The 22,687-nt window shown below is 58.8% G+C and carries 15 protein-coding genes and 1 pseudogene; 12 read left to right on the top strand and 4 right to left on the bottom strand.

Annotated elements, in window-relative coordinates; all coding sequences use genetic code 11:
• Window positions 1-598: 598 nt before the first annotated feature.
• The gene (locus ASD03_RS35355; RefSeq protein WP_057218753.1) at window positions 599-2,269 is read right to left on the bottom strand and encodes a flagellin; all 1,671 of its coding nucleotides are present in this window, start codon (window positions 2,267-2,269) and stop codon (window positions 599-601) included.
• Between the two features lie 830 nt (window positions 2,270-3,099).
• Between ASD03_RS35355 and ASD03_RS38560 the strand changes: the two genes are divergently transcribed.
• The 4 genes and pseudogenes from ASD03_RS38560 to ASD03_RS35340 all read left to right on the top strand — a co-directional run bounded on the left by ASD03_RS38560 (window position 3,100) and on the right by ASD03_RS35340 (window position 6,448).
• The gene (locus tag ASD03_RS38560; protein ID WP_082557496.1) at window positions 3,100-3,429 is read left to right on the top strand and encodes a thermonuclease family protein; all 330 of its coding nucleotides are present in this window, start codon (window positions 3,100-3,102) and stop codon (window positions 3,427-3,429) included.
• Between the two features lie 483 nt (window positions 3,430-3,912).
• Window positions 3,913-4,359: a transposase gene (locus ASD03_RS35350; RefSeq protein WP_082557495.1), complete on the top strand. Its 447-nt coding sequence runs from the start codon at window positions 3,913-3,915 to the stop codon at window positions 4,357-4,359.
• 11 nt (window positions 4,360-4,370) lie between these two features.
• Window positions 4,371-4,709 carry an IS66 family insertion sequence element accessory protein TnpB gene (gene tnpB / locus ASD03_RS35345; protein WP_080579326.1) on the top strand — a complete coding sequence of 113 codons (339 nt, stop codon included), beginning with the start codon at window positions 4,371-4,373 and terminating at the stop codon, window positions 4,707-4,709.
• Window positions 4,710-4,754: 45 nt separating this feature from the next.
• A pseudogene (locus ASD03_RS35340) lies at window positions 4,755-6,448 on the top strand (IS66 family transposase).
• Here the strand turns inward: ASD03_RS35340 and ASD03_RS35335 are convergent.
• Window positions 6,429-6,662: a DUF6429 family protein gene (locus tag ASD03_RS35335; protein WP_057218751.1), complete on the bottom strand. Its 234-nt coding sequence runs from the start codon at window positions 6,660-6,662 to the stop codon at window positions 6,429-6,431. The pseudogene ASD03_RS35340 and the gene ASD03_RS35335 overlap by 20 nt on opposite strands.
• A gap of 346 nt (window positions 6,663-7,008) precedes the next feature.
• Between ASD03_RS35335 and ASD03_RS35330 the strand changes: the two genes are divergently transcribed.
• Genes ASD03_RS35330 through ASD03_RS35320 form a run of 3 tightly spaced genes read left to right on the top strand, consistent with a single transcriptional unit; the run spans window position 7,009 to window position 15,597 of the window.
• A complete protein-coding gene (locus tag ASD03_RS35330) occupies window positions 7,009-12,396 on the top strand; it encodes an FG-GAP-like repeat-containing protein (protein ID WP_057218749.1) in 5,388 nt (1,795 codons plus the stop codon).
• 38 nt (window positions 12,397-12,434) lie between these two features.
• The gene (locus ASD03_RS35325; protein ID WP_244494748.1) at window positions 12,435-14,288 is read left to right on the top strand and encodes a type I secretion system permease/ATPase; all 1,854 of its coding nucleotides are present in this window, start codon (window positions 12,435-12,437) and stop codon (window positions 14,286-14,288) included.
• Window positions 14,281-15,597: an HlyD family type I secretion periplasmic adaptor subunit gene (locus tag ASD03_RS35320; RefSeq protein WP_057218748.1), complete on the top strand. Its 1,317-nt coding sequence runs from the start codon at window positions 14,281-14,283 to the stop codon at window positions 15,595-15,597. The genes ASD03_RS35325 and ASD03_RS35320 overlap by 8 nt, the downstream gene beginning before the upstream one ends.
• A 359-nt stretch (window positions 15,598-15,956) precedes the next feature.
• Here ASD03_RS35320 and ASD03_RS35315 read toward each other — a convergent pair whose 3' ends face one another.
• Window positions 15,957-17,060: a helix-turn-helix transcriptional regulator gene (locus tag ASD03_RS35315; protein ID WP_057218746.1), complete on the bottom strand. Its 1,104-nt coding sequence runs from the start codon at window positions 17,058-17,060 to the stop codon at window positions 15,957-15,959.
• Between the two features lie 398 nt (window positions 17,061-17,458).
• Here ASD03_RS35315 and ASD03_RS35310 point away from each other — a divergent pair, with 398 nt between their 5' ends.
• Window positions 17,459-17,785 (top strand): hypothetical protein, encoded by a 327-nt coding sequence (locus tag ASD03_RS35310; RefSeq protein ID WP_057218739.1) that lies wholly within the window; start codon window positions 17,459-17,461, stop codon window positions 17,783-17,785.
• 71 nt (window positions 17,786-17,856) lie between these two features.
• Here ASD03_RS35310 and ASD03_RS35305 read toward each other — a convergent pair whose 3' ends face one another.
• Window positions 17,857-18,888 carry a LacI family DNA-binding transcriptional regulator gene (locus tag ASD03_RS35305; RefSeq protein ID WP_057218737.1) on the bottom strand — a complete coding sequence of 344 codons (1,032 nt, stop codon included), beginning with the start codon at window positions 18,886-18,888 and terminating at the stop codon, window positions 17,857-17,859.
• Between the two features lie 166 nt (window positions 18,889-19,054).
• Here ASD03_RS35305 and ASD03_RS35300 point away from each other — a divergent pair, with 166 nt between their 5' ends.
• From ASD03_RS35300 to ASD03_RS35285, 4 genes are read left to right on the top strand one after another with little or no spacing between them, the layout of a single operon-like run.
• The gene (locus tag ASD03_RS35300; RefSeq protein ID WP_057218735.1) at window positions 19,055-20,146 is read left to right on the top strand and encodes a fatty acid desaturase family protein; all 1,092 of its coding nucleotides are present in this window, start codon (window positions 19,055-19,057) and stop codon (window positions 20,144-20,146) included.
• A gap of 36 nt (window positions 20,147-20,182) precedes the next feature.
• Entirely contained in the window at window positions 20,183-20,500 is a 318-nt protein-coding gene (locus ASD03_RS35295) for a MocE family 2Fe-2S type ferredoxin (protein ID WP_025428998.1), read from the top strand.
• A 40-nt stretch (window positions 20,501-20,540) separates the two neighbouring features.
• On the top strand, window positions 20,541-21,767 hold the full coding sequence (locus ASD03_RS35290) for an FAD-dependent oxidoreductase (RefSeq protein ID WP_057218733.1): 1,227 nt from the start codon (window positions 20,541-20,543) through the stop codon (window positions 21,765-21,767).
• 52 nt (window positions 21,768-21,819) lie between these two features.
• The gene (locus ASD03_RS35285; RefSeq protein ID WP_025428996.1) at window positions 21,820-22,617 is read left to right on the top strand and encodes a 3-methyl-2-oxobutanoate hydroxymethyltransferase; all 798 of its coding nucleotides are present in this window, start codon (window positions 21,820-21,822) and stop codon (window positions 22,615-22,617) included.
• Window positions 22,618-22,687 lie beyond the last annotated feature (70 nt).

Below are 22,687 nucleotides of genomic sequence, written 5' to 3'. Positions count from 1 at the left end.
CACTAAGCGGACGACTGGTGTACGCGGCTGGGCAGACGCCACACCAGTGACAGTGAAAGGATCTTGGGGAAACTCTCCGCCTGATAGCAGGATGGTTCAAGCTATCACGCCCGCTGCCCCTGAGGGCGCGTCCTTGTGAATGAAATGTCGATCTTTGGCAACTCTATGATGCGGGATCTCTTATCTTTCGTGCGCCATCGGATTGCTCTCCGTAGGCCGCGTTTACAATTTCTAGGCAGCGAAGTCTCTCGATGAGAATAGCCTCCGCCACCATCTGTATTGGGTCGCGTTGACCGCGAGCGAGGTGACGAGCGGAAATGCTCCACGCTGCTTGGGCAATGTCCTCTGGCATCATGGTTCGCCTCAACTGAAATTCCGAAGATCCTAGGCGCTCACGCTTTCGCGAGCGTTGCGGAGATCACCTTTAGATAAGTTGTAAGCTTCAGAAGCCCGCCGCCGCGAGTTCTTGGCGGCCATTGGTGGATGATAGGTAGGGCGGCTCGACACGTTTTTAAAAAGCTGGACAGTCGAATGTCCAGCTTTTCGGCAAGTCATTGATTTCGGCCAATTGAGGTGGCCCGCCTCCGGATGAATCAGGCTAGCGGAACAATGAGAGCACATTCGCCGCGTTTGAATTCGCGATTTGCAGGGACTGAATCGCCAGTTGTTCTTGGGATTGCGCAGCCTTGAGCCGGGCCGATGCCTCATTCATATCGGCGTCAATGAGCCGTCCGACGCCCTTCGTGATAGTCGCTTCAAGAACGCGAGCAAACTCTTCCTGAATTCTTACCCGCGTTTGATAGGCGCCCACAGTGGCGGCGCCATTTGTGAGCTTTTTTAGCATCCCTTCGACGCCACGCAGGTAGTTGCCCATATCTGCAGTGGGTGACGTAATGTCGACGGACAGGAGATCAAAATTCGGCACATCTCCAACAGTGTCGCGCACGTTGGTGATTCGGAACCAAGATCGTTGACCGGCGTCGTTGTGGACGTCCGGGTCGATCACCAGGTCCGTGGTGCCATTCGCTGTCACGTTGATCCCGGTGCCAGCCAGAGCGATCTGCAAGATCTTGGCCATATCAGCGCCGGGATTCACGATTCCATCGGCGGTGCCCAGAGCTAGGTCAACCATCTCCCGGTCCACGGTAATGGTCACGGGCGCGATGCCGCGCACCTCAAGTTCAAAAGAGAAAGTGACTTCTCTATGAAGGCGGAATGGGCTGCCTGTGAAACCCATAAAGGCATATGTGTTATCAACGTCCGAGACGGGTGGATTCTCCAGGCCGCCAGCAGCTCCGCCCGGCAAATTTGAGAAGAGATTGCTGACGTTGATGCTCGAGCCGGCTTGTCCGGTTGCTTCCAACGACGACAGCGCGAACCGGCCGGACGAGTCCTGCCAAGCGGCTGCAATGCCAGTTAGGCCAGCGTTTATCAGCCCTTGGCTCAGCACGTTGGCCATCGCGATCGGACTTCCGATCATACCGTCTGTCGTTCCAAGCCGTGAATCGATCAGGGCTCTGTCGATGACTATACTGTGTGTCACGCCTGGGGAGTACGGGCCGGCGTCGAGTGTGACATCGAAGGTGATTGTGTGCCCTGGATCCAAGGTAATGGGACCGTCGAATGCATACGATTCGCGGTTGATCACGCCGCTATAAAGGCCGTCCCTGGTGCGTAGGCCGGCGATGTCACCGATCCCTCTTTCGTCCGTCTGCAGTATCCCGCCGCCATCTGCATTGAACAAGCTGATATCTGCCACATCCAGGTGCAGGTAGTTGACGTTGAACTGGTTCCCTGACCGGGACACGGACGAAGGGATGTCCACCATTACCGACGAGGCGAACAGTAAGTCCGCAATATCCGTATTCAACCAGTTAGTGCCGCTGAACGAAGCAGATGTGGCAATGCTGATCGCCTGTTGCTTCAACTGGTCGAGTTCCTTTTGGATTTTGGTGCGATCGACACCAGGCTCCTGGGCGGCAACAATCTTCGTTTTGAACGCATCGACAACTTCGATGGCGGCTGTTAGGCCAGTGTAGGCAACATCCAGCTGCGCGGAAGCCAACCCCAATGCGTCCAGAGCCGCCGAGGTTGATTTTGCATCCGATTTCATCGTCGTGGAAATGGACCAGTAGGCCGCGTTATCTGCTGCCGATTGGATGCGGAGACCTGAACTCACTTCGTTGTGCGTGGCTGCGAGCGTCGTGGCGTTATGTTTTAAAATCTGGACAGCAGAGATCGCTGCCGCGTTCGTATGAATGCTGGACATTTGAAAACCGTCAACTAGTGATTGTGCCCTTCATGGGCGAGTCAATACGCTAACTCAACCACAAATTTGGTTAACGAGTATTTAACGCGGAGCATGGTGTCCATCTCTACGCCCCGCTTTGCGGCGCTAAACTCTAACATCTTGGTGTTGGCATTCATCGAGCGCGAAATGCACTTGCGGAGGGCGATCACGGTCTCACGGCGGATCCTCTACGAGATTTCGGGGTAGGGTGCCTCGGGCGAGGTGATCCCAGAGCGCTGCGTTGCTTGGGGCTGGGGCGTCGCTCTGGGATCACTAGCGCCAATGGTGCGGTTGGCGCTCAACCAGCAATGGCAGGACCAATTAGATTCGGCAATGCAACTACGACCTTTGTCTGCATGGATCGGACTTAAGTCCTAGGTTGTGCTCTCCGCCGGCCGCATGCATGATCCTGCATTGTGCAATGCGAGTCGGCCTGATCTCGGGTGAAAGCAAAAACGAGTCACAGAGTCCCGAAGTAATTCCCGAAGTGGGTAGGTGGACAGGCCGCAACCGCCTGCGCTACAAGGGCTTCACGAAATTAGCCCTCTCTCCTGGGGGGCAAGGGTGCTAAGCCATACATTGCAATTTAACCTCTCGCGCAGACAATTTGCATCGGCGACGCTGAGAGATGAAATTGGCCGATATCCTCCCATTTAAACGAATCCCAAAACGACGGCAGCAGCCACAGCGCAACAGTCGAACGTTCTCCTATCTCGTGGTTCTGGCTTCTACGATCGCAGTCGGGGCCGGGGTTGCATACGGATGGGTGAGCTCGCCCCGCTCTGATGATGTGATGGCCGAACTTCAGCATCTGCGGCTCAGGCACTCGAAACACGTGCGTCGTTGATGGCGATACGTTTTGGCTCCACGGCGAGAAGATTCGTGTCTCGGATATCGACGCTCCGGAAATTAGTGAACCGAAGTGTGCCTCGGAACGTGCCCTAGGTGAACGGGCGAAGCATCGGCTGGCCGCATTGCTGAACATGGGGCCGTTCGGCCTCAAGCGAGGCATGCGTGACGAAGATAGGTTCGGACGGAAGCTGCGCACCGTTTACCGAAACGGAGAATCAATCGGCTCGCTTCTGGTGACCGAGGGGTTGGCTCGTGAGTGGTCTGGGCGTCGTGAACCGTGGTGTTGATCGCCCTTTGGTCGGGTTGTACGATCTCAAAGAACGATCTAAATATAGGCCTGATACGGTTGCCAATTCGCGATATGTTCCGGCGTTTCTCGTGCCTTTTTCTAAGCACATTGGAAGTGGCGTTTTGAGCTTAAAGTCAATTACTCTTAATCAGCGGGTCCACGGTTCGAGCCCGTGATCACCCGCAATTTTTCCTCAATGGAAACAATTGGTTGGGCGAAGGCAGACGGTTTCTAACGTGCGCCGAGAGCAATCATGTCTCTCGCCAAACAAAACACGTTCGATTTCTGGCCATGCGTCGTCAACCACCGCCGTCCGTCGGAGAACAACCAACGGGTGATCAACGAAGGTGAGAATGCTCTCGATCGCCGTTACATGGTTTCGGGTTTCTCGTGGAACGCTCCCTGGCAATCAGGATCGACAGTACGCATCCGAGGAGGGCCGCCTTGTTGAGAAGTGAGGCGAACTGGATGTTCTGTCTATATGGACGTCAATATAGACAGTGTGAGAACCGTGGATTTAACGATAGAGAAGCGGCCGCAAGTTAGCCGTATGGAGATTGTCGATAGCGGGCGGCGTCGCCGTTTCAGCAACGAGGCCAAACTTGCGATCGTGGCGGAGAGTTATTCCGCCCCGCGTCAGATCACGGCAACAGCACGTCGCCATGGGATCACACGCTTTCAGTTGAACGATTGGCGTAAAGCAGCTCGCGAGGGACGGCTCGGCAATGGCCGGGGGAGTGAAGGGTTTATTCCTGCACTGTTGGTCCCGGAGCCAGGCATGCCGGTTGTTGCGCCGACCAATTCTTCGACGGCACAAAGTGGGCTTATGGAGGTTGTCAGCGCGAATGGTCGCCGTGTGATCGTGGACCGCGATGTCGACGTTGAAGCGCTGCTTCGGATCATACGCGGGCTGGAGGCGCTGCGGTGAATCCGTTTCCGATGGGAACAGGGGTCAAGGTCTGGCTTTCGACGGGGTATACGGACATGCGCTGTGGCTTTCCCTCTCTGGCGCTTCGGGTGCAGGAGGTTCTGAAGCATGATCCGTTGTCAGGGCATCTTTTCGTCTTCAGGGGTCGCAGATCGGATATTTTGAAGATCATCTGGCATGATGGTCTGGGCGCCTGCCTTTTTACCCGGCGGCTGGAGAAGGGTCGGTTTATCTGGCCGAATATGGAGGGCGGCGCGGTAGCGATCTCACCGGCGCAATTGTCTTATTTGTTGTCCGGGATCGACTGGCGCAATCCGCAGGAAACCTGGCGTCCGACACGGGTCGGATAGCATTATTGCATTGAAAATATTGAGTGAATCTGATCGAATGGCTTCATGACCTCGAAGCCTGTGGATCTTCCTGCGGACCTTGCGAGCGCCTATCTGGCGCTGCTTTCCGAGCGCGAGATGTTACAGGTTGAACGTGATGTCGTTATTGCCGAGCGCGATACCGTCGTCGCCGAGCGGGACATTGCGGTGGCGCAAGCCGCCAATGCGCAGGCCATGCTGTCGGACAGTGAGGCCTTGATTGCCAGTCTGGAACTGGCGATCGAAAAGCTGAAGCGCGAACTGCGCGGCCGGCGATCCGAGCGCACGGCGCGCCTGATCGACCAGATGGAATTGCAGCTCGAAGAACTGGTGATGGCGGCGGCGGAGGATGAAGCCGCAGCGCAGGCGGCTGCCGCCAAGACCTCGAGCGTACGTTCGTTCACGCGCAAACGGCCGGTCCGAAAGCCGTGGCCGGAGGATATCGAGCGTGAGCGTGTGGTGATCGATCCCCCTGTCACCTGTGCATGCTGCGGCGGGTCGCGCCTGTCGAAACTGGGCGAGGACGTCACTGAGACGCTCGAGGAGGTTCCGCGCCGGTTCAAGGTGATCGAGACGGTGCGGGAGAAGTTTACCTGCCGTGACTGCGAGGCGATCAGCCAGCCGCCGGCGCCGTTCCATGCGACACCGCGCGGCTTCATCGGTCCTTATCTGCTGGCGACGATCCTGTCGATGGAATGCATAGCCCTCTCAACCGCCAGAGCACCCGGTTCAAATGCGAGGGCATCGAGCTTTCGACCTCGACGCTGGCCGACCAGGTCGGGTATGGAACGGCCGCGCTCCTGCCGATCTTTGAACTGATCGAGGCGCATGTCTTCGCGGCCGAGCGCCTTTTTGGCGATGACACCACCATTCCCATCCAGGCCAAAGACAAATGCACGACCGGGCGAATATGGACGTACGTGTGCGATGACCGGCCCTACGGCGGCGCCGCAGCGCCGGCGGCCATATACTATGCGTCGAGCGACCGCCGCGGCGAGCACCCGCAGAAGCACCTGGCCGGGTATGGCGGCATTCTGCAGAGTGATTGTTACAATGGCTTCGAGCCGCTCAGTGTCGCCGAAAAGAAAGCGGTACCGATCACCTTCGCCTTTTGCCATGCGCACGCGCGGCGCAAATTCTTTGAACTGGCCGATATCCAGAAAAGTGCCCGCGACCGCAAACGCAAAGGCAAGCCGATCTCGCCGATCGCCCTGGAGGCCGTCCAACGGTACGATGCGCTGTTTGAGATCGAACGCGAGATCAATGGATTGAGCGCCGCAGAACGGTTGGCCGCGCGGCAGGAGAAGAGCAAGCCGCTGTTCGACGACATGCACGAGTGGTTGAAACGGGAGCGCGCCACGCTCAGCAAATCGTCCGAGGTGATCGAGCCGATCGATTACATGCTGAAGCGATGGGATGGTTTTGCCCGTTTCCTGGAAGATGGCCGGATCTGTCTCACGAACAATGCGGCCGAGCGCGCTCTGAGAGGAATTGCACTCGGGCGTCGCAACTGGACCTTCGCCGGTTCCCGGCGTGGGGCCGATCGAGCCGCCATCATGCTCTCCGTCATCACGACCTGCCGTCTCAACGACGTCGACGCAAAGGCGTGGCTCGCCGATGTGTTCGCCCGCATCGCCGATCTTCCCGTCTCCCGCCTGCACGAACTGCTGCCTTGGCAATGGAAGTCGCATAAAGGGACCGCTATTGCGGCGGCCGCGTAAACAGCTCCCGGAACAACGCTTCCGAACGCTCCAAGCCTTCATCGGTCAGGATCAATGACTTCGACTTGTTGACTGGGTCGCCGATCATGCCCTTCTTGTGAAGCCGATCCGTCGTTGCCCAGTCGAAACCCTTCCAAGCGCAACGCTCGTTATGCAGCGTCAGCCACAACAGCGCCAAAACTGCATCGTCGATCCTGTCCTCATCGATCTCCATGCACCGACGTTACCACGCGCGGCGCCCAAAATCCTGCGGCCCTGCTCGGATGGATACGATCGACACTACCGGGAGCGCAGTCATTTCCATGCGCTCTTGCCTTGGAGTCTATTGGCGTCGGCTAAATTCGGCCCTTGCGAAAATCGAGGCGCTGAGGCTGGAACCGGCCTTCAGGTCGATGCCTGCAGTACAGCCTGCCTTGACCCGAATGGGTCATGCGAACGTATGAGGACGGTGTTTAGCTGGTGTCTGAGGCATCCGATAGTTGCCGGAATTGGGGCGGAGCGCTGTCTGCGGAACGCTGGAAACGCATCCGCATCATCCGCTCGCGCGAGGGAGGTATGCTATGGCCGAAATGGTGATCAATGTCACTCAAAGTGTCAATCCGAGCTTCGGACACATATGGGGAGTGCCTCTCGTCTATAATGGCCAATACGGATCGGGCTGGGTGGCTTTCGTCGGTGGATACGGCCTACAGTTTTCCGGACAGACAACTGTCCAGACGGATTTAGATGGAAATCCCATCGGTTTCACGGTGACACTGGACGGGGCGTTCACCGTGTTCACGAACGGAGCCGTTGTCGGAAGCGGCACCATGCCGCCCTTTATCTATACCTCCGCGCTGAGCGGAGGTGACTATGCTGTTCCGGACGGCAATGGCGGCTGGCAGCTCGGTGTCCATGGCAGCCCCTCGGGGGCGACAACGCCGCTCGGGCCATTCGGGGAATTTATCGCTGCTCTCGACAGGATTGCCTACAACGGGTCGTCTGGGGACGATGTCTTTGACGGATCACATGTCGACACCAGCGTACTGATCCACGGAGGTGACGGCACAGACACCCTTTATGGTGCCTTCCGTCGTGCCAACGAACTCTACGGGCAGGACGGGAACGACGTCTTGTGGGGGCAGGGTGTCGGCGACTATGTAGACGGTGGTGCCGGAAACGACTTTGTCTTCGATGGAGACAGTGCTGGCGATCCCACCATTCCGACGCCGCCTCAGGACACCTACAATGCCGACACGCTGATCGGCGGCGATGGGGATGACCAAGTCCTTAGTAGCGGAGGTGGCGATCTCCTCGATGGCGGTGCCGGGAACGACTACCTGCAGGCGAGTTCGGATCGGCAGGACGACGACACGCTGATCGGGGGCATCGGCGACGATCAGATCAATGGGGGGCTCGGCACCGATACGGCGGTCTTCAGCGGATTGCGGTCGCAATACACGGTCACGGGGGTCAACATAGGTCTCGGGGCCTGTTCCATTGTTGGCCCTGATGGCAGCGACACGCTTTACAATATAGAAAATCTCCGCTTCGATGACGGGACCTACTCCATCACCCAATTTGGAAACGGTTCGGGCAGCTCTCCCGCACCTGCGGTCTTCGGCTCACCCATTACCTATCAGGCAGGCTTCGGTACCTCGGACGTCGTCGCGGCGGACATCAACGGCGACTCGATCGTCGACCTTCTTGCCGCGAACCACGCGGGAGGCAGCGTGTCGGTGCTGCTCGGCCAGGGCGGAGGTCAATTCGCGTCTGCCGTCAATTATTCGATGAGCGGCGGTCCGATCGATATAGAGCTGGGTGACCTGAACGGCGACGGCATACTCGATTTGGTTGCCGCAAGTCCGTTCTCAAACAGCATCACCGTACGCGTGGGAACAGGCGCAGGAACGTTCCTTTCAGAAGCTTCATATCCCACCGGGATCGGCCCGCGCGGTGTGGTCATCGGTGATTTCAATCATGACGGGAATCTTGACGCGGCGGCTGCACACGCCAACGGCAGCGACCTTTCCGTGTTGTTAGGCACGGGCACCGGATCATTCGCACCGGCAGTCCAATACGGCGTTGGCGGAAGCTTTCCGTGGCCGATCGACACCGCCGACCTGAACAAGGACGGAAACCTCGATCTGATAACGGCAAGGAATTTCGTATCGGTTTTGATGGGGAGTCCCGACGGAACCTTCTCGGCCCCCGCCACCTATCCGGCAGCCGGCCATGACATCATCTCATTTGCAGTCGACGACCTGGATAACGACGGCAACCTCGATCTTGTTACAGCCAACCGTGGCACGAACGACGTGTCGGTCATGTTTGGAACAGGTACTGGGGATTTCCTGCCGGAGGTACGCTACGCGGTCGGCGCTGGTCCTTACGCTATCGCGATCGGTGACGTTAACGGAGACGGTCAACTCGATGTCGGAACAGCCAATTCGGTTGACGATACGATTTCCGTTCTTCTCAACGCCGGATCGGGCACTTTCGGACCGCAGCAAGTTTTCGCTTCGGGCGGGGATAATCCAGCTGCCATCGACTTCAGCGATGTGAATGGTGATAGCCGAATGGACATCGTAGTCGGAAACTACGATAGCGGAAACGTATCCGTGCTTCTCAACAACCAACTGACCATTACCTCGGACGGTGGCGGAGTTACGGCCTCGCGCACGATGGCGGAGAACAGCTACGACGTAACAACTGTCGTCGCTATCGGTGGGATAGCCAACGGCACGCTGTCGTATTCCATCGTGGGCGGCGCGGATCAGGCTGAGTTCCAGATTGACGAGACATCGGGAGTTCTGAGGTTCGTCGCCAGCCCCGACTTCGAGGCTCCCTCCGACGAGGACGTCAACAACATCTACGAGGTAGTCGTACAAGCCTCCGATGGCCAGGGCGGCATCGACACGCAGATGGTGACCGTCAACGTCTCCAATACGAATGACAATGCACCGGTATTCTCGTCGGGGTCCATCGCGAACTTCGCTGAAAACGTGACGGGGACTGTCTACGACGCCGACGCCACCGACGCCGACAATCCCGGAAGTTTGACATACTCGCTCTCGGGCGCGGACGAAGCGCTCTTCGACATCGATGCAATGGGGATCGTCACCTTCAAGAATACACCGGACTTCGAGAACCCGGCCGACGCGGATGGGAATAATATCTACGACATCGTGGTGACGGCCTCGGATGGCGTCCTCGCCACCAATCGTGACGTGGCAATCAGTGTAGTCAATGCCAATGAATCTCAGGACGACATTCTGCTGTCCTCTAGCACGGTGAACGAGTTTGCGTCCGACGGCACGCTCGTCGGGACGCTCAGCGCTGTCGACCCGGATATTGGCGACCTACATTCTTTCGTGCTTCTCGATGATGCGGGTGGTCGCTTCGGACTGTTGAACGGCAACCAGCTCGTTGTCGCCAACGGCGTCGCTCTGGACTATGAACAGTCCTCCGGACACCAGGTCACGATCCATGCGACGGATGAGGGCGGTCATTCAATCGACCGCACTTTCACAATCAACGTTTCAGACATCAACCCCGAACTGGTCACCGGGACGACGGGCGACGATGTCATCTATGGGGGCGGTGAAAACGACAGTCTTGACGGTAACAACGGAAACGACACGCTCGTCGGCGGGCTTGGAAATGACTCCATCCAAGGCTCGGACGGTTTCGATACGGCCGTGTTCAAGGGCGACTTCGCAAGCTATGCGATTACGCAGGGCGCTCCCAACGGGTTCGGATACACAATAGCTGGTCCCGACGGAACGGACTACATTGCGAACATCGAGCGCTTCGTTTTCGATGACAGGAATATCGATGCGATCGTATTCGGGACGCCTAACGATGACGCCGTCCTCCAGGCTCCAACCAGCGACGATGTCCTTTACGGGGAGGCGGGTAACGACTGGCTTTTTGGCAATTTCGGCAACGACGTGCTTTTCGGCGGCGATGGCGATGATTTCCTGGCCGGCCAGTATGATGTCGATGTACTGACCGGCGGAAGCGGCAAGGACACCTACTCTGGCAGCACCTCCGACTGGATCGGCGACCGGATCACCGACTACGAATATGGAGAGGACATCCTTGTCTATGGCGGTCCTGTGGCCGCGGCTGCCTATCGCCTGCAGGTGGGCAATGGAGACACCTACCTAGAGATGGACGCGGACTTGGATGGCTCGTTCGATACCTTGCTTACGCTTTCCGGCACCATCCAAGGAAGCGTATCCGTGGGCACTTGGGACCAGCCTGACTACGCGCGTCTCGCTATTGCCGCCAGCAACGGCTTGCCCTCAATCACGTCAGGCGGGGGAGGGGACACCGCGACCCTCTCGATCAATGAGAACACTTCCGGTGTGACGACGGTGGTTGCGGTTGACCCCGATGCAGACGACAGCCTGACCTATTCCATCATTGGCGGCGCGGATGCCGCCCTGTTCGCGATAGACGCTGTCACCGGAGCGATTGGCTTCCTCGCGGCACCGGACTTCGAACTTCCGACTGACGCCGACGGCGACAATGTCTACGAGGCAATGGTCCAGGTCTCGGATGGGAAAGGTGGCGTCGATACCCAGACTATTTCGATGTCCGTTACCAACGCTCCCGGGGGAACCTTCAATGGAAACGGCAGCAACAACATCGTCGTCGGGACTGACGAAGAGGACACCATCAGGGGGAATGGTGGCTCCGATACTCTGACGGGACTGGCAGGTCCCGACTTGATCGACGGCGGCAGCGGCGATGACCTGCTAAATGGAGGCGAAGGCGACGACACGCTCCTCGGCGGGATCGGGCGGGACCGTCTGGACGGCGGGGCAGGCGGCGACAACATGGATGGTGGCGCGGGTAACGACACCTATGTTGTCCGCGAGGAGAGCGACGTCGTAACAGAACTGGCGGGAGCCGGTACGGACACCGTTGAAACAACCCTCGCGGCCTATGAAATCGGAGCAAACGTTGAAAATCTTGTCTACGTCGGCTCCGGAAACTTCCAAGGTACCGGCAACAGTCTCGCAAACACGATCACTGGCGGCAACGGTGACGACATACTGGACGGAACTGGCGGCGCTGATCGCCTCGTCGGCCGCGGCGGAGACGACACCTACATGGTGGATTCCGCCAGTGACGCAGCGGTCGAGGCTGTTGGTGGAGGCAGGGACACAGTCTACGTGACAGCACTTTCCTACGTTCTCGGCGCGAACGCGGAAGTTCTTCGGTTCTCGGGAACGGGGTCGTTCGCAGGGACCGGCAATGGTCTTGCCAACCTCCTTTGGGGAGGGGATGCCGATGATGATCTGCACGGCGGCGGAGGGGATGACGAACTCGTTGGCGACGAGGGGGCGGACGAGGTGTCGGGGGGCAGTGGCAACGATACCTTCCTGGCCACTTTGAATGACGGCGATGACTTTTACTTCGGCGACGGCGGCAGCGACACCTGCAGCCTGACTGGATTGCAGGTCGACGCGGTGGTCAATCTTCTCAACGGGTCAGCTACCAGCGCCCACACCGGAACCGACCAATTGACCTCAATCGAAAATGCGATCTGCGGCACCGGGAACGACATGATCATTGCAAGCACCGTCCGCAACGTTCTGTTCGGGGGTGGCGGAGAGGATACTTTTGTCTTTGCGTCCATCGGGGCTGCGGGAAAGGGGCCCTCGGCCGATGTTATAAACGACTACACACTGGGCGACCGCGTCGACGTCAGTCAGATCGATGCAAACGGCGCTTTGGTTGGTGATCCCGCCTTCATGTTTGCAGGCGAAATCACGAGCGTGAGTGGCGGCTTCGGCCAGCTCGGGCGTGGGCAAATCGGATATCGATACCAGACGGACACAAACGGCGTTGAGCATACCATCATCGAGGGTAATACAAACGCAAATCCGGAAGCCGATTTTCAGATAAGGCTCATCGGCACCGTGCAACTGACCGCCGGGGATTTCCTGCTCTGAACGAACCTTAGCGCTTCAAGCCCCAGGCAGGCACGTTGATGTTTGCCACAATTGTCGGCTGGGGACTTCTTGCTCGAATCGCCTCACTGCGCATCAGACGCAAGGAGTCCCAGATGCATCATCCGCCACGGGCTGGGAATACAGACTATCGTTTCACGAGTAGGCACGCCTCCAAAGATGTCCTGCCTGCGCGCGCCGCGTTGGAAAGCCGGGCTAAGGATTTTCGTGCGATCGCAATGTTTTCCGCCGCGATTAACATTCTAACTTTGACCGGTTCGTTCTACATGCTGCAGGTCTACGACCGCGTGCTCGTTAGTCGCAGCGTCGAGACCCTTGTCGCGCTGTCGTTGGTGGCGCTGGTCGCGTTTGCCCTGCAGGGTTCTTTGGATTCGATCCGCCAGCGAATGCTGAGCCGTGTAGGTGTCCGGTTTGATGAAGATGTGGCCGGTCTGTGTTTTCGCGCAGCGAGTCTGCTTCCGCTGAGGGGCGCGAACGCCGACGAAGCCATGCAGCCGATCCGTGACCTTGACCAAGTTCGAGGATTTCTCGGCGGTTCCGGACCGGCGGCGATGTTCGATCTTCCCTTCATGCCGTTGTTCGTGGTCGGCTGCTTCATCCTTCACCCTTGGCTTGGCTGGCTCGCCGTCGCGGCCGGATGCATCACCATCGTGCTTGCGATGACGACGGATGCCCGTCTGCGAGAACCCGTGCGAGGCATGGGGGCGGTCGGGGCGACGCGCCAACTCTTCGCGGATTCGGTTCGCCGCAATTGCGAGACACTGGATGCGATGGGGATGCACGGCGCTCTTGGCGGCCGCTGGCGAAGACTGAGTCGTGACTATGCCAACGCCAGCCTTCGGGCGAGCGACGTCAATAGTGGCGTTGGCGCTTTCGCAAGAATGTTCCGCACGATCATTCAGTCTTCGGTCCTGAGTGTCGGAGCGTTCCTCGTCATCAATCAGGAGATCTCTGGCGGTGCCATGATCGCCGCATCGATCATGACATCGCGAGCATTGGCACCGATGGAGACAGCCCTTGCGCACTGGAAAGGGTTCGTCGCGGCGCGCACAGCCTTCAAGAGGCTCAAAGTCTCGCTTTCCATAGCGGTCGAAGATGAGCACGTGGAACTGAGAACGCCGACGTCGAAGCTTACCGTCGAAGGTTTGGCGATTTCGCCGCGCGGCGATAGCGATCCCGTTCTGATCAACATCGGTTTCGAACTGAAGGCCGGAGACGCTCTCGGTGTCATCGGCCCGAGTGGTTGTGGCAAGTCGTCACTGGCAAGCGCTATCGTCGGAGTGCTCGCACCCTTGAAAGGTACCGTCCGCCTTGATGGTGCCTCCCTAAGCCATTGGGACCGGGACAGGCTGGGCGGCCACATCGGGTACCTGCCACAAAACGTGGGCCTGATTGATGGAACCGTAGCGGAGGTCATTTCCCGATTTCAGCCCGACGGGAATTCGGACAGGATTATAGATGCGGCCGTATCGGCGGGAGCTCATGATCTGGTCCTCTCACTGCCCCATGGTTATGATACTAGAATCGGCGAGGGCGGTACTTTCCTCTCCGGGGGGCAGAGGCAACGGATTGGCCTCGCCCGAGCACTCTATCGCAATCCCTTCTTAGTTGTTCTTGATGAGCCGAATTCCAATCTTGATGCCAGCGGCGACATTGCCCTGACCGCGGCGATTGAAGGCGTACGCGCCCGCGGGGGAATCGCCATCGTGGTTACTCATCGTCCCTCGGGGTTGGCGGCCGTCAACAAAGTGGCAATTCTCCAGGATCAAGGAATCAAGTTGTTCGGCCCCAAGGACGAAGTGATGGCAATTCTGTCCAGGCCACTCGAAGTGACCCCGCTCAGAGCCGTTGCAGGGATGTCCGACAATGCATAGTGATACCGGGGGCTATCTCGATCATGACGCTTCCCTTCGTCGCCATCGACAGGTCGGGGTGACGCTGATCCTGTTTTTCGTTTGCACGTTCGGAATCTGGGCCGCTCGAGCGCCACTCTCGAGCGCTGTCGTCGCCTCCGGCCAATTCGTGGTGGACGGCAAAACCAAGAAGGTGCAACACCAAACCGGAGGTATCATCGCCGAAATCCTCGTGCAGGAGGGGAAGCGCGTGACCGAAGGGCAGATCATCCTTCGTCTTGATGCAACGACAGCGCAGTCGGACCTGCAGATCATAGAACGCCAGCTTGCCGACCTCGAAATGACGGAAGCGAGACTTCGAGCGGAGCGTGATGGTCTGGAGCACTTTGTCCCACCCGCACATCTATCGAAAGCCCGGGATTCCACTTTCACAGGCGCGCTTCGTCAACGTGAAGAGAGAATGATGAAGGCGCGTGGCGACGCCCGCTTTGGTCAGGAAAGCGGACTGACCGAGCGCATCAGGCAATTGACTAACCAGATCGAAGGGATGGAGGCACAATCTCGGGCGAAGTCGCGCCAAAAGGATATCGTCGCGAAGGAGCTCGCCAACCTTCACACGCTTCGCGATCGGAAGCTCGTCCTCGAAAGTCAGGTCAATGTCCAGGAGAGAAGCTTCACGCAGCTTGAAGGCGAGATAGGAGAGCTTCTGGCGTCCACCGCCGAGGTTCGCGCCAAAATCGCCGAAACGAAACTACAAATACTGAACATCGATCAGATTGCAATCGCGGATGCCTCCAGGGAACTTGCCGCCGTGGAGTCCAGGCTCAGCGAATTGCGGGGCAAACGTGACCAGGCAGAGGATGCGCTGGTGCGTATCGATATCAAAGCACCCAGAAGTGGCTTCGTGCACGAGCTTTCCGTTCACACCATCGGCGGCGTCGTCGGGCCCGGAGAGGTTCTGATGATGATCGTCCCAGACCACGCCCCCTTGAATGTAGAGGCCCGTATCGGGCCGCAGGAAATCGACTCGATCCGTCTGTCTGACAAAGGCTATGTTCGTATTGTCGGCCTGAACCATTCGACGACACCTGACCTTGCCGCGGAGGTCACTATGGTCGGGGCCGATCTGGTACAGGACCAGACGACACGTGTCGTCTACTACCCAGTTCATCTGAAACTTGGTCCTGGCGCGATCGGCACGTTGGGAGGGCCCCATCTTGTGCCCGGAATGCCGGTCGATGTGTTCATAACGACGTCCAGCAGAACGTTTCTCGAATATCTTTGGCAGCCGCTGCGCGACCGTATTTCCCGTGCTGTTCGTGAAAGGTAAGCGTGTCGAAGTAGCGATCTACACCAACGGCCGGACGCCCTCATCATGAAGGCGCGCAGTTCAACGACCTCCTCGCTCCAAGGTCTCGACGTCCTGCTGGGACACTGGTTGATAGGCAAGGTCTCGAGGCCCCGTTGTAAACGCGACGGCTGAACTGCGTGTTCATTTTCCTGGGTATCCCCGTTGAAGGTCACCGCGGCTGCGAAAGCCCGCTCCGCCGAGACAAAAGGTCTATCATCGGCGCGGCTGTGGGAACCGACCTCGGACTCCTGACCGGTGGCGTAGGCATCGCGGCGTTGGGAGGCGCGACAGGGCCCCAGCGGCGATCATCCTTGCCATTTGTCGCATCACGCGAGCGCTCATTTAATTTTTCCCGCCGATAGGCCAGCTAGAAGTGCGACGAGTTCGCTCTGCCGGTGGGTGTCGGTCTTCCCGAAGATCGCCTTGAGTTGGTTCCTCGCCGTCTCCTTGCACACGCCCAGTTGGTCCGCCGCATCGTCCAGTGATTCTCCTGTTGAAATGCGGGCGGCAAGGCGTGACTCGGCTGGGGTAAGACCGAAGACTTTGACCATGAGTTCAAGTTCGGGCTCCCGAGCTGGCCCCACTTCGGTAAGGATGAACAACGCGCATGCTCCAGCGAGAGGATAGCGGGCGGCACCGTCGATCGGCAAAGCACGCAAGACAACGGGGCGCTGCTCGCCCCGGCGGATAACGACCAGATCAGCGCCCAAACTCCGCCCCTCAGGCAGCAGCTTGCACCGAAGCAGGAGGCTTTCATAATTCGCGGCGGCTTCCGCATCGCGGATCACGAGCCTACCTCCGCGGATCCGCATCGACTCGCCGAACAGACGGTCGGCTGAAGCATTGGAGCAGACGACGTGGCCGGCACGGTCGACCGCGACGGCGGCGAGTTCCATGCGGTCGAGCGTGTTCGTAATGCCCACGAGTTTGTTCCGGCCTACGGCATGCGCCAGTGCTCCGATCTCGTTCAGGCGGGGGAGAAGCGTCTGGAGTATGCGCTTCTCCTTGAGCGAGAAGCGGCCTTGTCGCTCGGTTCTCTGAATGGCGAGACAGCAGAGGTCGCCGCCGACCCGGAATCCCAGTCCGCTCCACCAGCGTAGGCCAACGCTCGGGAGAAACTCGTTGTAGTACGGATCGGTCGCGATCTCATTATTTGTCGCCACATCGTCGTCCGCCAGCACGGTTCCGCGCATCAGCTTAGGGATTCCACGGCGGCGAATGTCGAGCTTGTACCAGCTTTGTTCAAAGTAGAGGTGGAAGGCCTCCTCAAGGTTTGGACTAACGAGGAACCCGGCTCCGGGATTGTTGGATAGCACCGCTGCGCCCTCTGCGCGAACGGCGCGAGAGATATCATCAAGGATTTGGGGCCATCCCGCAGGATCGGTTACGACCTCCGACAAGCTGGCCGCAGCCTTCTCCAACTGCACGACATCCAAGACCATGGTCCGATGCCCCCCCACACGGCTCCGGCCAATTCGACGACGGAATCACCAGTTCGCGTCGATGGCACTGATACTGCACTACCGCTTGCTCTAAACGCATCAGATGCGTCGTCTCGCAAGAGACGCGCTAGCCATGTAGTGATTCCCACCCGTTGAATGTGTGTGATGCAGGGCAACTCTTCAATTGACCTAAAATGGTTAGATCTCAACGGTCTGCGAGCATCAAGCGATACCAGAACTAGCCGCCAGCGGATTTGCTCCGGGCGAAACCGCGCGACCATCCCAGGTTGTTATGGGACGGGAATTGGCCGATGTCGAATGCAGAGGCCCACGCATACGGTGAGCACCGCGGTGTCCGGATCAAGTCGCAACGTTGCGGTACGTGACGGTTGCGACCTATGCTGACGAAGGGATTGGCGAAGAACCTCCGATCGGTCTCCGTGTGCAACGCCATATCCTACACGGAAGCCATCGGGGCAGTGGCGCAGCATGTCGACGGGAACTACGTCGTGGCCAAGGACATCATCGAATGCACGAAGCAGCGTCACGCACCGATCGCCGATTACTTCCAAAGCGACCTCGGCATTATCCACGACCCGCTCATCGTCCAAGAAGAGCACCGTCAGCTCGTGTTGGACACGATGGCAGAGGCCGTCGAGAATACGGCCAATCCCGTTGTATTATATAATGAATTCAATGGATTCGTTTGTTTCTGTTCCACATAACCCGCTTGCTTTTCGTTCCGTCCGCCCCGGTTCTTCGTGGTTTCAAAGTACAGGATCATCTAACTCCGTCGTCAGATGTTCTCCGGTGTGAAAAGATCAAACGGCAGGAAGGTCTGGCCTGGCGCGCCCGTCGGTCCTTTGCCGATTGCCTGCACCATCAGATTGATTGTTTCCCGCGCAAGGGCCCCCGTCGGTGTCGATATCGCCAGGGTCACGACATCGTCGGCGAGTGCTAAGCGCGATTCCGGGGTCAATTCATTGACGACGGCGATCAGCTTGCCTTGGAGTTTTTCCTCGCGGATCGCCGAGATTGCTCCTTCCATGCCGCCGCCGCAGACATAGAAGCCGATCAGTTCCGGGTGGCGTTGCAAGAGATTGAGCGTCGCTTCGTGGGTGATCTCGGCGGTGTCGAGATTGACCATCGTGTCGAGCACCTCGAAATCAGGCGCGTGCTCGCGAAAATAGGTGCGGAAGCCGATTTCACGCAGTTCATGGCCGAGAAAGCGATGGCTGCCGACGAACGCTGCGACCTTGCCCGGTCTCTTCGCAGCCTTGGCAATCATCCAGGCCGCTGTCCTGCCGACCTTGTGATTGTTCAAGCCGATGTAGCCTTCGCGAACCCCGGCTGCAAAGTCGGAAAGCAGGGAGAAAACCGGGATCCCACGTTCCTTCAGTTCTTCGACCACCGCGGTCACTGCCGGATAGTCCGGCGCGACGAGCGCAATCGCCTGATTGCGGGCGGCCATTGCTTTCAGCTTTTCGGTGATGCCTGATGGTGTGGAATTGGCGACGAATTCCACCTGGGGCAGGGCGCGGACGTTGGACAGCGCCAGTGCTGCGTTCTCGATCTCCTTGGCCACAGCCTGGTAGAAGGATTGCTGCGGCTTTTGCAGGAGAAAACCGAGGCGGTATTGCGGAAGGTCCTCGAAGACCCGCTGACGAAGCAAGCCGACTGCATGGTAACCGATGGATTTGGCAGCGTCATAGACCCGGCGTGCCGTCTCTTCGCGCACCGGATGTCGGCCGTTGAGCACGCGGTCCACGGTGGCAACGCTGACGCCCGCGGCGCGGGCAAGATCGGCAATTGTCGGTCTGTTGCTCATCAGTCACCCCTGAAACTATTCCATCATTCATGAAATGCAAGCTTTGATGGTATTTGAGAGAATATATCATCACTGCATTGAGGACTTGCAAAAGTCAACCTATCGTCAGTTCCAAGAGACGAGGAACGGCCACCGACGTGTGGTCGATCGCGGGAGGAGAAAACGGATGGCGATGGTTCCGACGAAGCGTGATTACAGTTTGCTTGGCCGCGATGCTCAGGCCGCGGTCGCCAACGGGCTGTCCGCGTCCGAGTGGTATCACACAGAGATCCCGCGCAAGCAGATGAAGGAACTGATGAAGCGCGAGGATGGCCCCGCGATCCGCGATACCGCCATCTGGTTCGGCAGTCTCATCTTCTTTGGCGGCCTCGGCGCCTACTTTTGGGGAACCTGGTGGGCCGTTCCCTTCTTTCTCGCTTATGGCGTTCTTTACGGCTCGGCTTCCGACAGCCGTTGGCATGAATGCGGTCATGGCACGGCGTTCAAGACGATGTGGATGAATGACGTCGTCTATCAGGTCGCCTGTTTTATGATCATGCGCAATCCGGTGACCTGGCGCTGGAGCCACACGCGTCACCACACCGACACTGTCATCGTTGGTCGGGACCCTGAAATCGCCGTCATGCGGCCGCCGGATCTGCTTCGGCTCGTCTTAAACTTCTTCGGCATTCTCGATGTCTGGCATGCCGTCATCGACATGGTGCGCAATGCCTTCGGCGTCATCAGCGCTGCCGAAAAAACGTTCATTCCGGAAATGGAGCAGCCCAAGGCAATACGGATCGCGCGGATCTGGTTTGCGATCTATCTCGCAACCATCGGCCTGTCGTTCTATCTCGGCTCGATCCTGCCGATGATGCTCATCGGCCTGCCGCGCCTCTATGGTGCCTGGCACCATGTGCTGACGGGCCTGCTGCAGCACGGCGGGCTTGCCGACAACGTCACGGACCACAGGCTGAACAGCCGCACGGTCTACATGAACCCGGTCAGCCGTTTCATCTATTGGAACATGAACTACCACGTCGAACACCATATGTTCCCGATGGTGCCCTACCATGCGCTGCCGCGGCTTCACGCCATGATCAAGCACGATCTGCCGGAGCCGAATCCATCCATGCTCCACGGCTACCGCGAAATGATCCCGGCCTTCCTGCGCCAGCTGAGGAACGAGGACTATTTCCTGAAGCGGGACCTGCCGCCGACGGCAAAACCCTATCGCGAAGAGTTTCATAGCGATGCCCTGGTGCATGCCGCCGAATAGGCACGCCAGCAAACAACAGCATTTGGAGGAAGAAGCATGAGCGGAAACTGGATTGAGGTCTGTGCGGCCGATGAGATCGACGAAGAGGATGTGATCCGCTTCGACCATGACGGGCGCACCTTTGCCGTCTACCGCAGCCCCGACGACGAATATTTTGCGACCGACGGTCTTTGCACCCATGAGCATATCCATCTCGCCGACGGGCTGGTGATGGACGACATCATCGAGTGTCCCAAACATAACGGCCGCTTCAACTACAAGACCGGTCAGGCCAAGGGCGCGCCCGTCTGCGTCAACCTGAAGACCTACCCGGTCAAGGTCGAGGCCGGCAGCGTTTTCATCGCGGTCGCCTAAGCGAGCTCAAGGCGTCCAAACGAGACATTGGGAGAGGCACATGAACACGATTGTCATTGTCGGCGCCGGCGAGTGTGGTGCGAGGGCAGCTTTTGCGCTTAGGGAAAAGGGCTATGAGGGTGTCATCACGCTCATTGGTGCCGAGGCACATCTGCCTTACGAGCGGCCGCCACTCTCGAAGGAAGGTCTGGCTGGACAGCTTGAGCCCAAATTCGTCGCCGACGCCGAGCGCTATCAGGCTGCCGGGATCCAGGTACTCACCGATACGCCGGTGGAGGCCATCGATCGCGACGCGAAAACGGTACGGCTCGCCGACGGGCGGCAGCTCTCTTACGACAGGTTGTTGCTGACAACTGGTGCGAGGCCAAGGTCATTGCCGGGCTTGTCAGAGACATCACCGCTTATCCGGATGCTTCGGACGCACACCGATGCCGCCGCCATCCGCTCAAAGATAGCACCGGGCAAGGTACTTGCCATTATCGGTGGCGGGTTTATCGGCCTGGAACTCGCAGGGACCGCCCGCAAGCTTGGCGCAGATGTCGTTCTCATCGAGGGGCTGTCACGGGTGCTTTCCCGCGGCGTGCCGGAAGAAATCGCAGCCGTTGTTGCCGAGCGGCATCGACTGGAAGGCGTCGATGTCCGCTGCAATACCAGGATCGCCGGCATCGCGGAACGCGAGGGAAAGGTTGAAATTCAGCTTGCCGACGGAGACATTCTTGTCGCCGACCTGGTCGTAGTCGGCATTGGAGCCTTGCCGAACACGGCCTTGGCCGAGGCTGCCGGCCTTGCCATCGATAATGGCATCGCCGTCGATGAGAAGCTTTGCACCTCGGACCCCGACATTTTCGCGGCCGGCGATTGCTGCTCCTATCCGCTCGGGCACTACGGTAGTCGACGCATAAGGCTTGAAGCCTGGCGAAACGCGCAGGACCAGGGAACACTTGCGGCGGCCAATCTGCTCGGTGCTGCCGAGACGATTGTCAGCGTGCCCTGGTTCTGGTCCGATCAATATGACCTGACCCTGCAGATCGCCGGCCTTGCCGATGGTGCTGTGATGACGGTGCGGCGGGACCTTGGCGATAGCGCCTTCATTCTCTTTCATCTTGACGCCAGCGGTCGACTGATCAGTGCGAGCGGTATCGGCACAGGAAACGCGATCGCTCGCGACATCCGCCTTGCCGAGATGCTGATTGCTGCCGGGAAAAGGCCGGATCCGCAGGCGCTCGGCTCAATCGACACGAAGCTGAAGGCGTTGCTCGCCGCCTGAGGCACGATGCCTTTGCCTCTGTCATAACAACAACCGATATCCGGAGATCCTGATGCGAAACCGCCGCCCGACCGTTGCCGACCTTCTTTCGATGAAAGGCAAGAGACAGTTGACGATGCTGCGGGTCGAAACGCTGGATGAGGCGGAGGCCGCCGAAGCCGCTGGCATCGACCTGGTCTCCGTGCCGCCGACGCTGCTCGGGCCGGAGTTTCGCGAAGTGGCCCCGACCTGTTTTGCCTTTCCGGGCCTCGAATATGGCGATTTGGTCACGGCCGACGAATATATCCGCGCCGCATTCAAGGCGCTCAAAGCGGGAGGCGACGCGGTTTACTGCGCGGCAAGCCTTTCTACCGTTCGCCGCATGCGCGAAGAGGGTATCCCGGTCTGCGGCCACGTCGGCCTCATCCCGTCGAAGGCCACCTGGACCGGCGGGTTTCGCGCCGTCGGCAAGACGGCGGCAAGCGCCATCGAGATCTGGCGCCAGGTAAAAGCGTTGGAAGGGGCAGGTGCATTTGCCGCCGAGATCGAAGTGGTGCCCGGCGAGGTCGCTGCCGCGATCAGCGCGAAGTCATCGATGCTCATGTTATCGATGGGCGCCGGCACGGGCTGCGATGCGCAGTACCTCTTCAGCGATGACGTGCTCGGCGCCAATCGTGACCACGTTCCCCGTCACGCAAAAATCTATCGCAACTTCGCCGCCGAATATGAGCGGCTTCAACGCGAGCGCATCGCCGCCTTCGCGGAGTTTGCCGAAGACGTGCGGTCCGGCGCCTATCCCGACAAAGCCCATCTCGTCGGGATAGACCAAACGGAACTGAACGCGTTTCTGTCGGAACTTGAGCGGGTTTGAGCCGGGGCTTGCCTTGCCTTGCTCGGTCTGGTTGGTGTATTCAGCGGGTCTGATTATTTCCCACGCAGCA

It is taken from the genome of Ensifer sp. Root127 (assembly GCF_001425225.1).
In the GTDB taxonomy this organism is placed as follows: domain Bacteria; phylum Pseudomonadota; class Alphaproteobacteria; order Rhizobiales; family Rhizobiaceae; genus Ensifer; species Ensifer canadensis.
Note: the sequence above shows the minus strand (reverse complement) of the source record. Positions and strands in the feature narration are given on the sequence as shown.

Excerpts from the sequence above, each read along its gene's own strand:
- ASD03_RS35355 (WP_057218753.1), bottom strand. The coding sequence starts at position 2,269 with ATGTCCAGCATTCATACGAACGCGGCAGCGATCTCTGCTGTCCAGATT.
- ASD03_RS35350 (WP_082557495.1), top strand. The coding sequence starts at position 3,913 with ATGGACGTCAATATAGACAGTGTGAGAACCGTGGATTTAACGATAGAG.
- tnpB (WP_080579326.1), top strand. The coding sequence starts at position 4,371 with ATGGGAACAGGGGTCAAGGTCTGGCTTTCGACGGGGTATACGGACATG.
- ASD03_RS35335 (WP_057218751.1), bottom strand. The coding sequence starts at position 6,662 with ATGGAGATCGATGAGGACAGGATCGACGATGCAGTTTTGGCGCTGTTG.
- ASD03_RS35330 (WP_057218749.1), top strand. The coding sequence starts at position 7,009 with ATGGCCGAAATGGTGATCAATGTCACTCAAAGTGTCAATCCGAGCTTC.
- ASD03_RS35325 (WP_244494748.1), top strand. The coding sequence starts at position 12,435 with ATGTTTGCCACAATTGTCGGCTGGGGACTTCTTGCTCGAATCGCCTCA.
- ASD03_RS35320 (WP_057218748.1), top strand. The coding sequence starts at position 14,281 with ATGCATAGTGATACCGGGGGCTATCTCGATCATGACGCTTCCCTTCGT.
- ASD03_RS35315 (WP_057218746.1), bottom strand. The coding sequence starts at position 17,060 with ATGGTCTTGGATGTCGTGCAGTTGGAGAAGGCTGCGGCCAGCTTGTCG.
- ASD03_RS35310 (WP_057218739.1), top strand. The coding sequence starts at position 17,459 with ATGCTGACGAAGGGATTGGCGAAGAACCTCCGATCGGTCTCCGTGTGC.
- ASD03_RS35305 (WP_057218737.1), bottom strand. The coding sequence starts at position 18,888 with ATGAGCAACAGACCGACAATTGCCGATCTTGCCCGCGCCGCGGGCGTC.
- ASD03_RS35300 (WP_057218735.1), top strand. The coding sequence starts at position 19,055 with ATGGCGATGGTTCCGACGAAGCGTGATTACAGTTTGCTTGGCCGCGAT.
- ASD03_RS35295 (WP_025428998.1), top strand. The coding sequence starts at position 20,183 with ATGAGCGGAAACTGGATTGAGGTCTGTGCGGCCGATGAGATCGACGAA.
- ASD03_RS35290 (WP_057218733.1), top strand. The coding sequence starts at position 20,541 with ATGAACACGATTGTCATTGTCGGCGCCGGCGAGTGTGGTGCGAGGGCA.
- ASD03_RS35285 (WP_025428996.1), top strand. The coding sequence starts at position 21,820 with ATGCGAAACCGCCGCCCGACCGTTGCCGACCTTCTTTCGATGAAAGGC.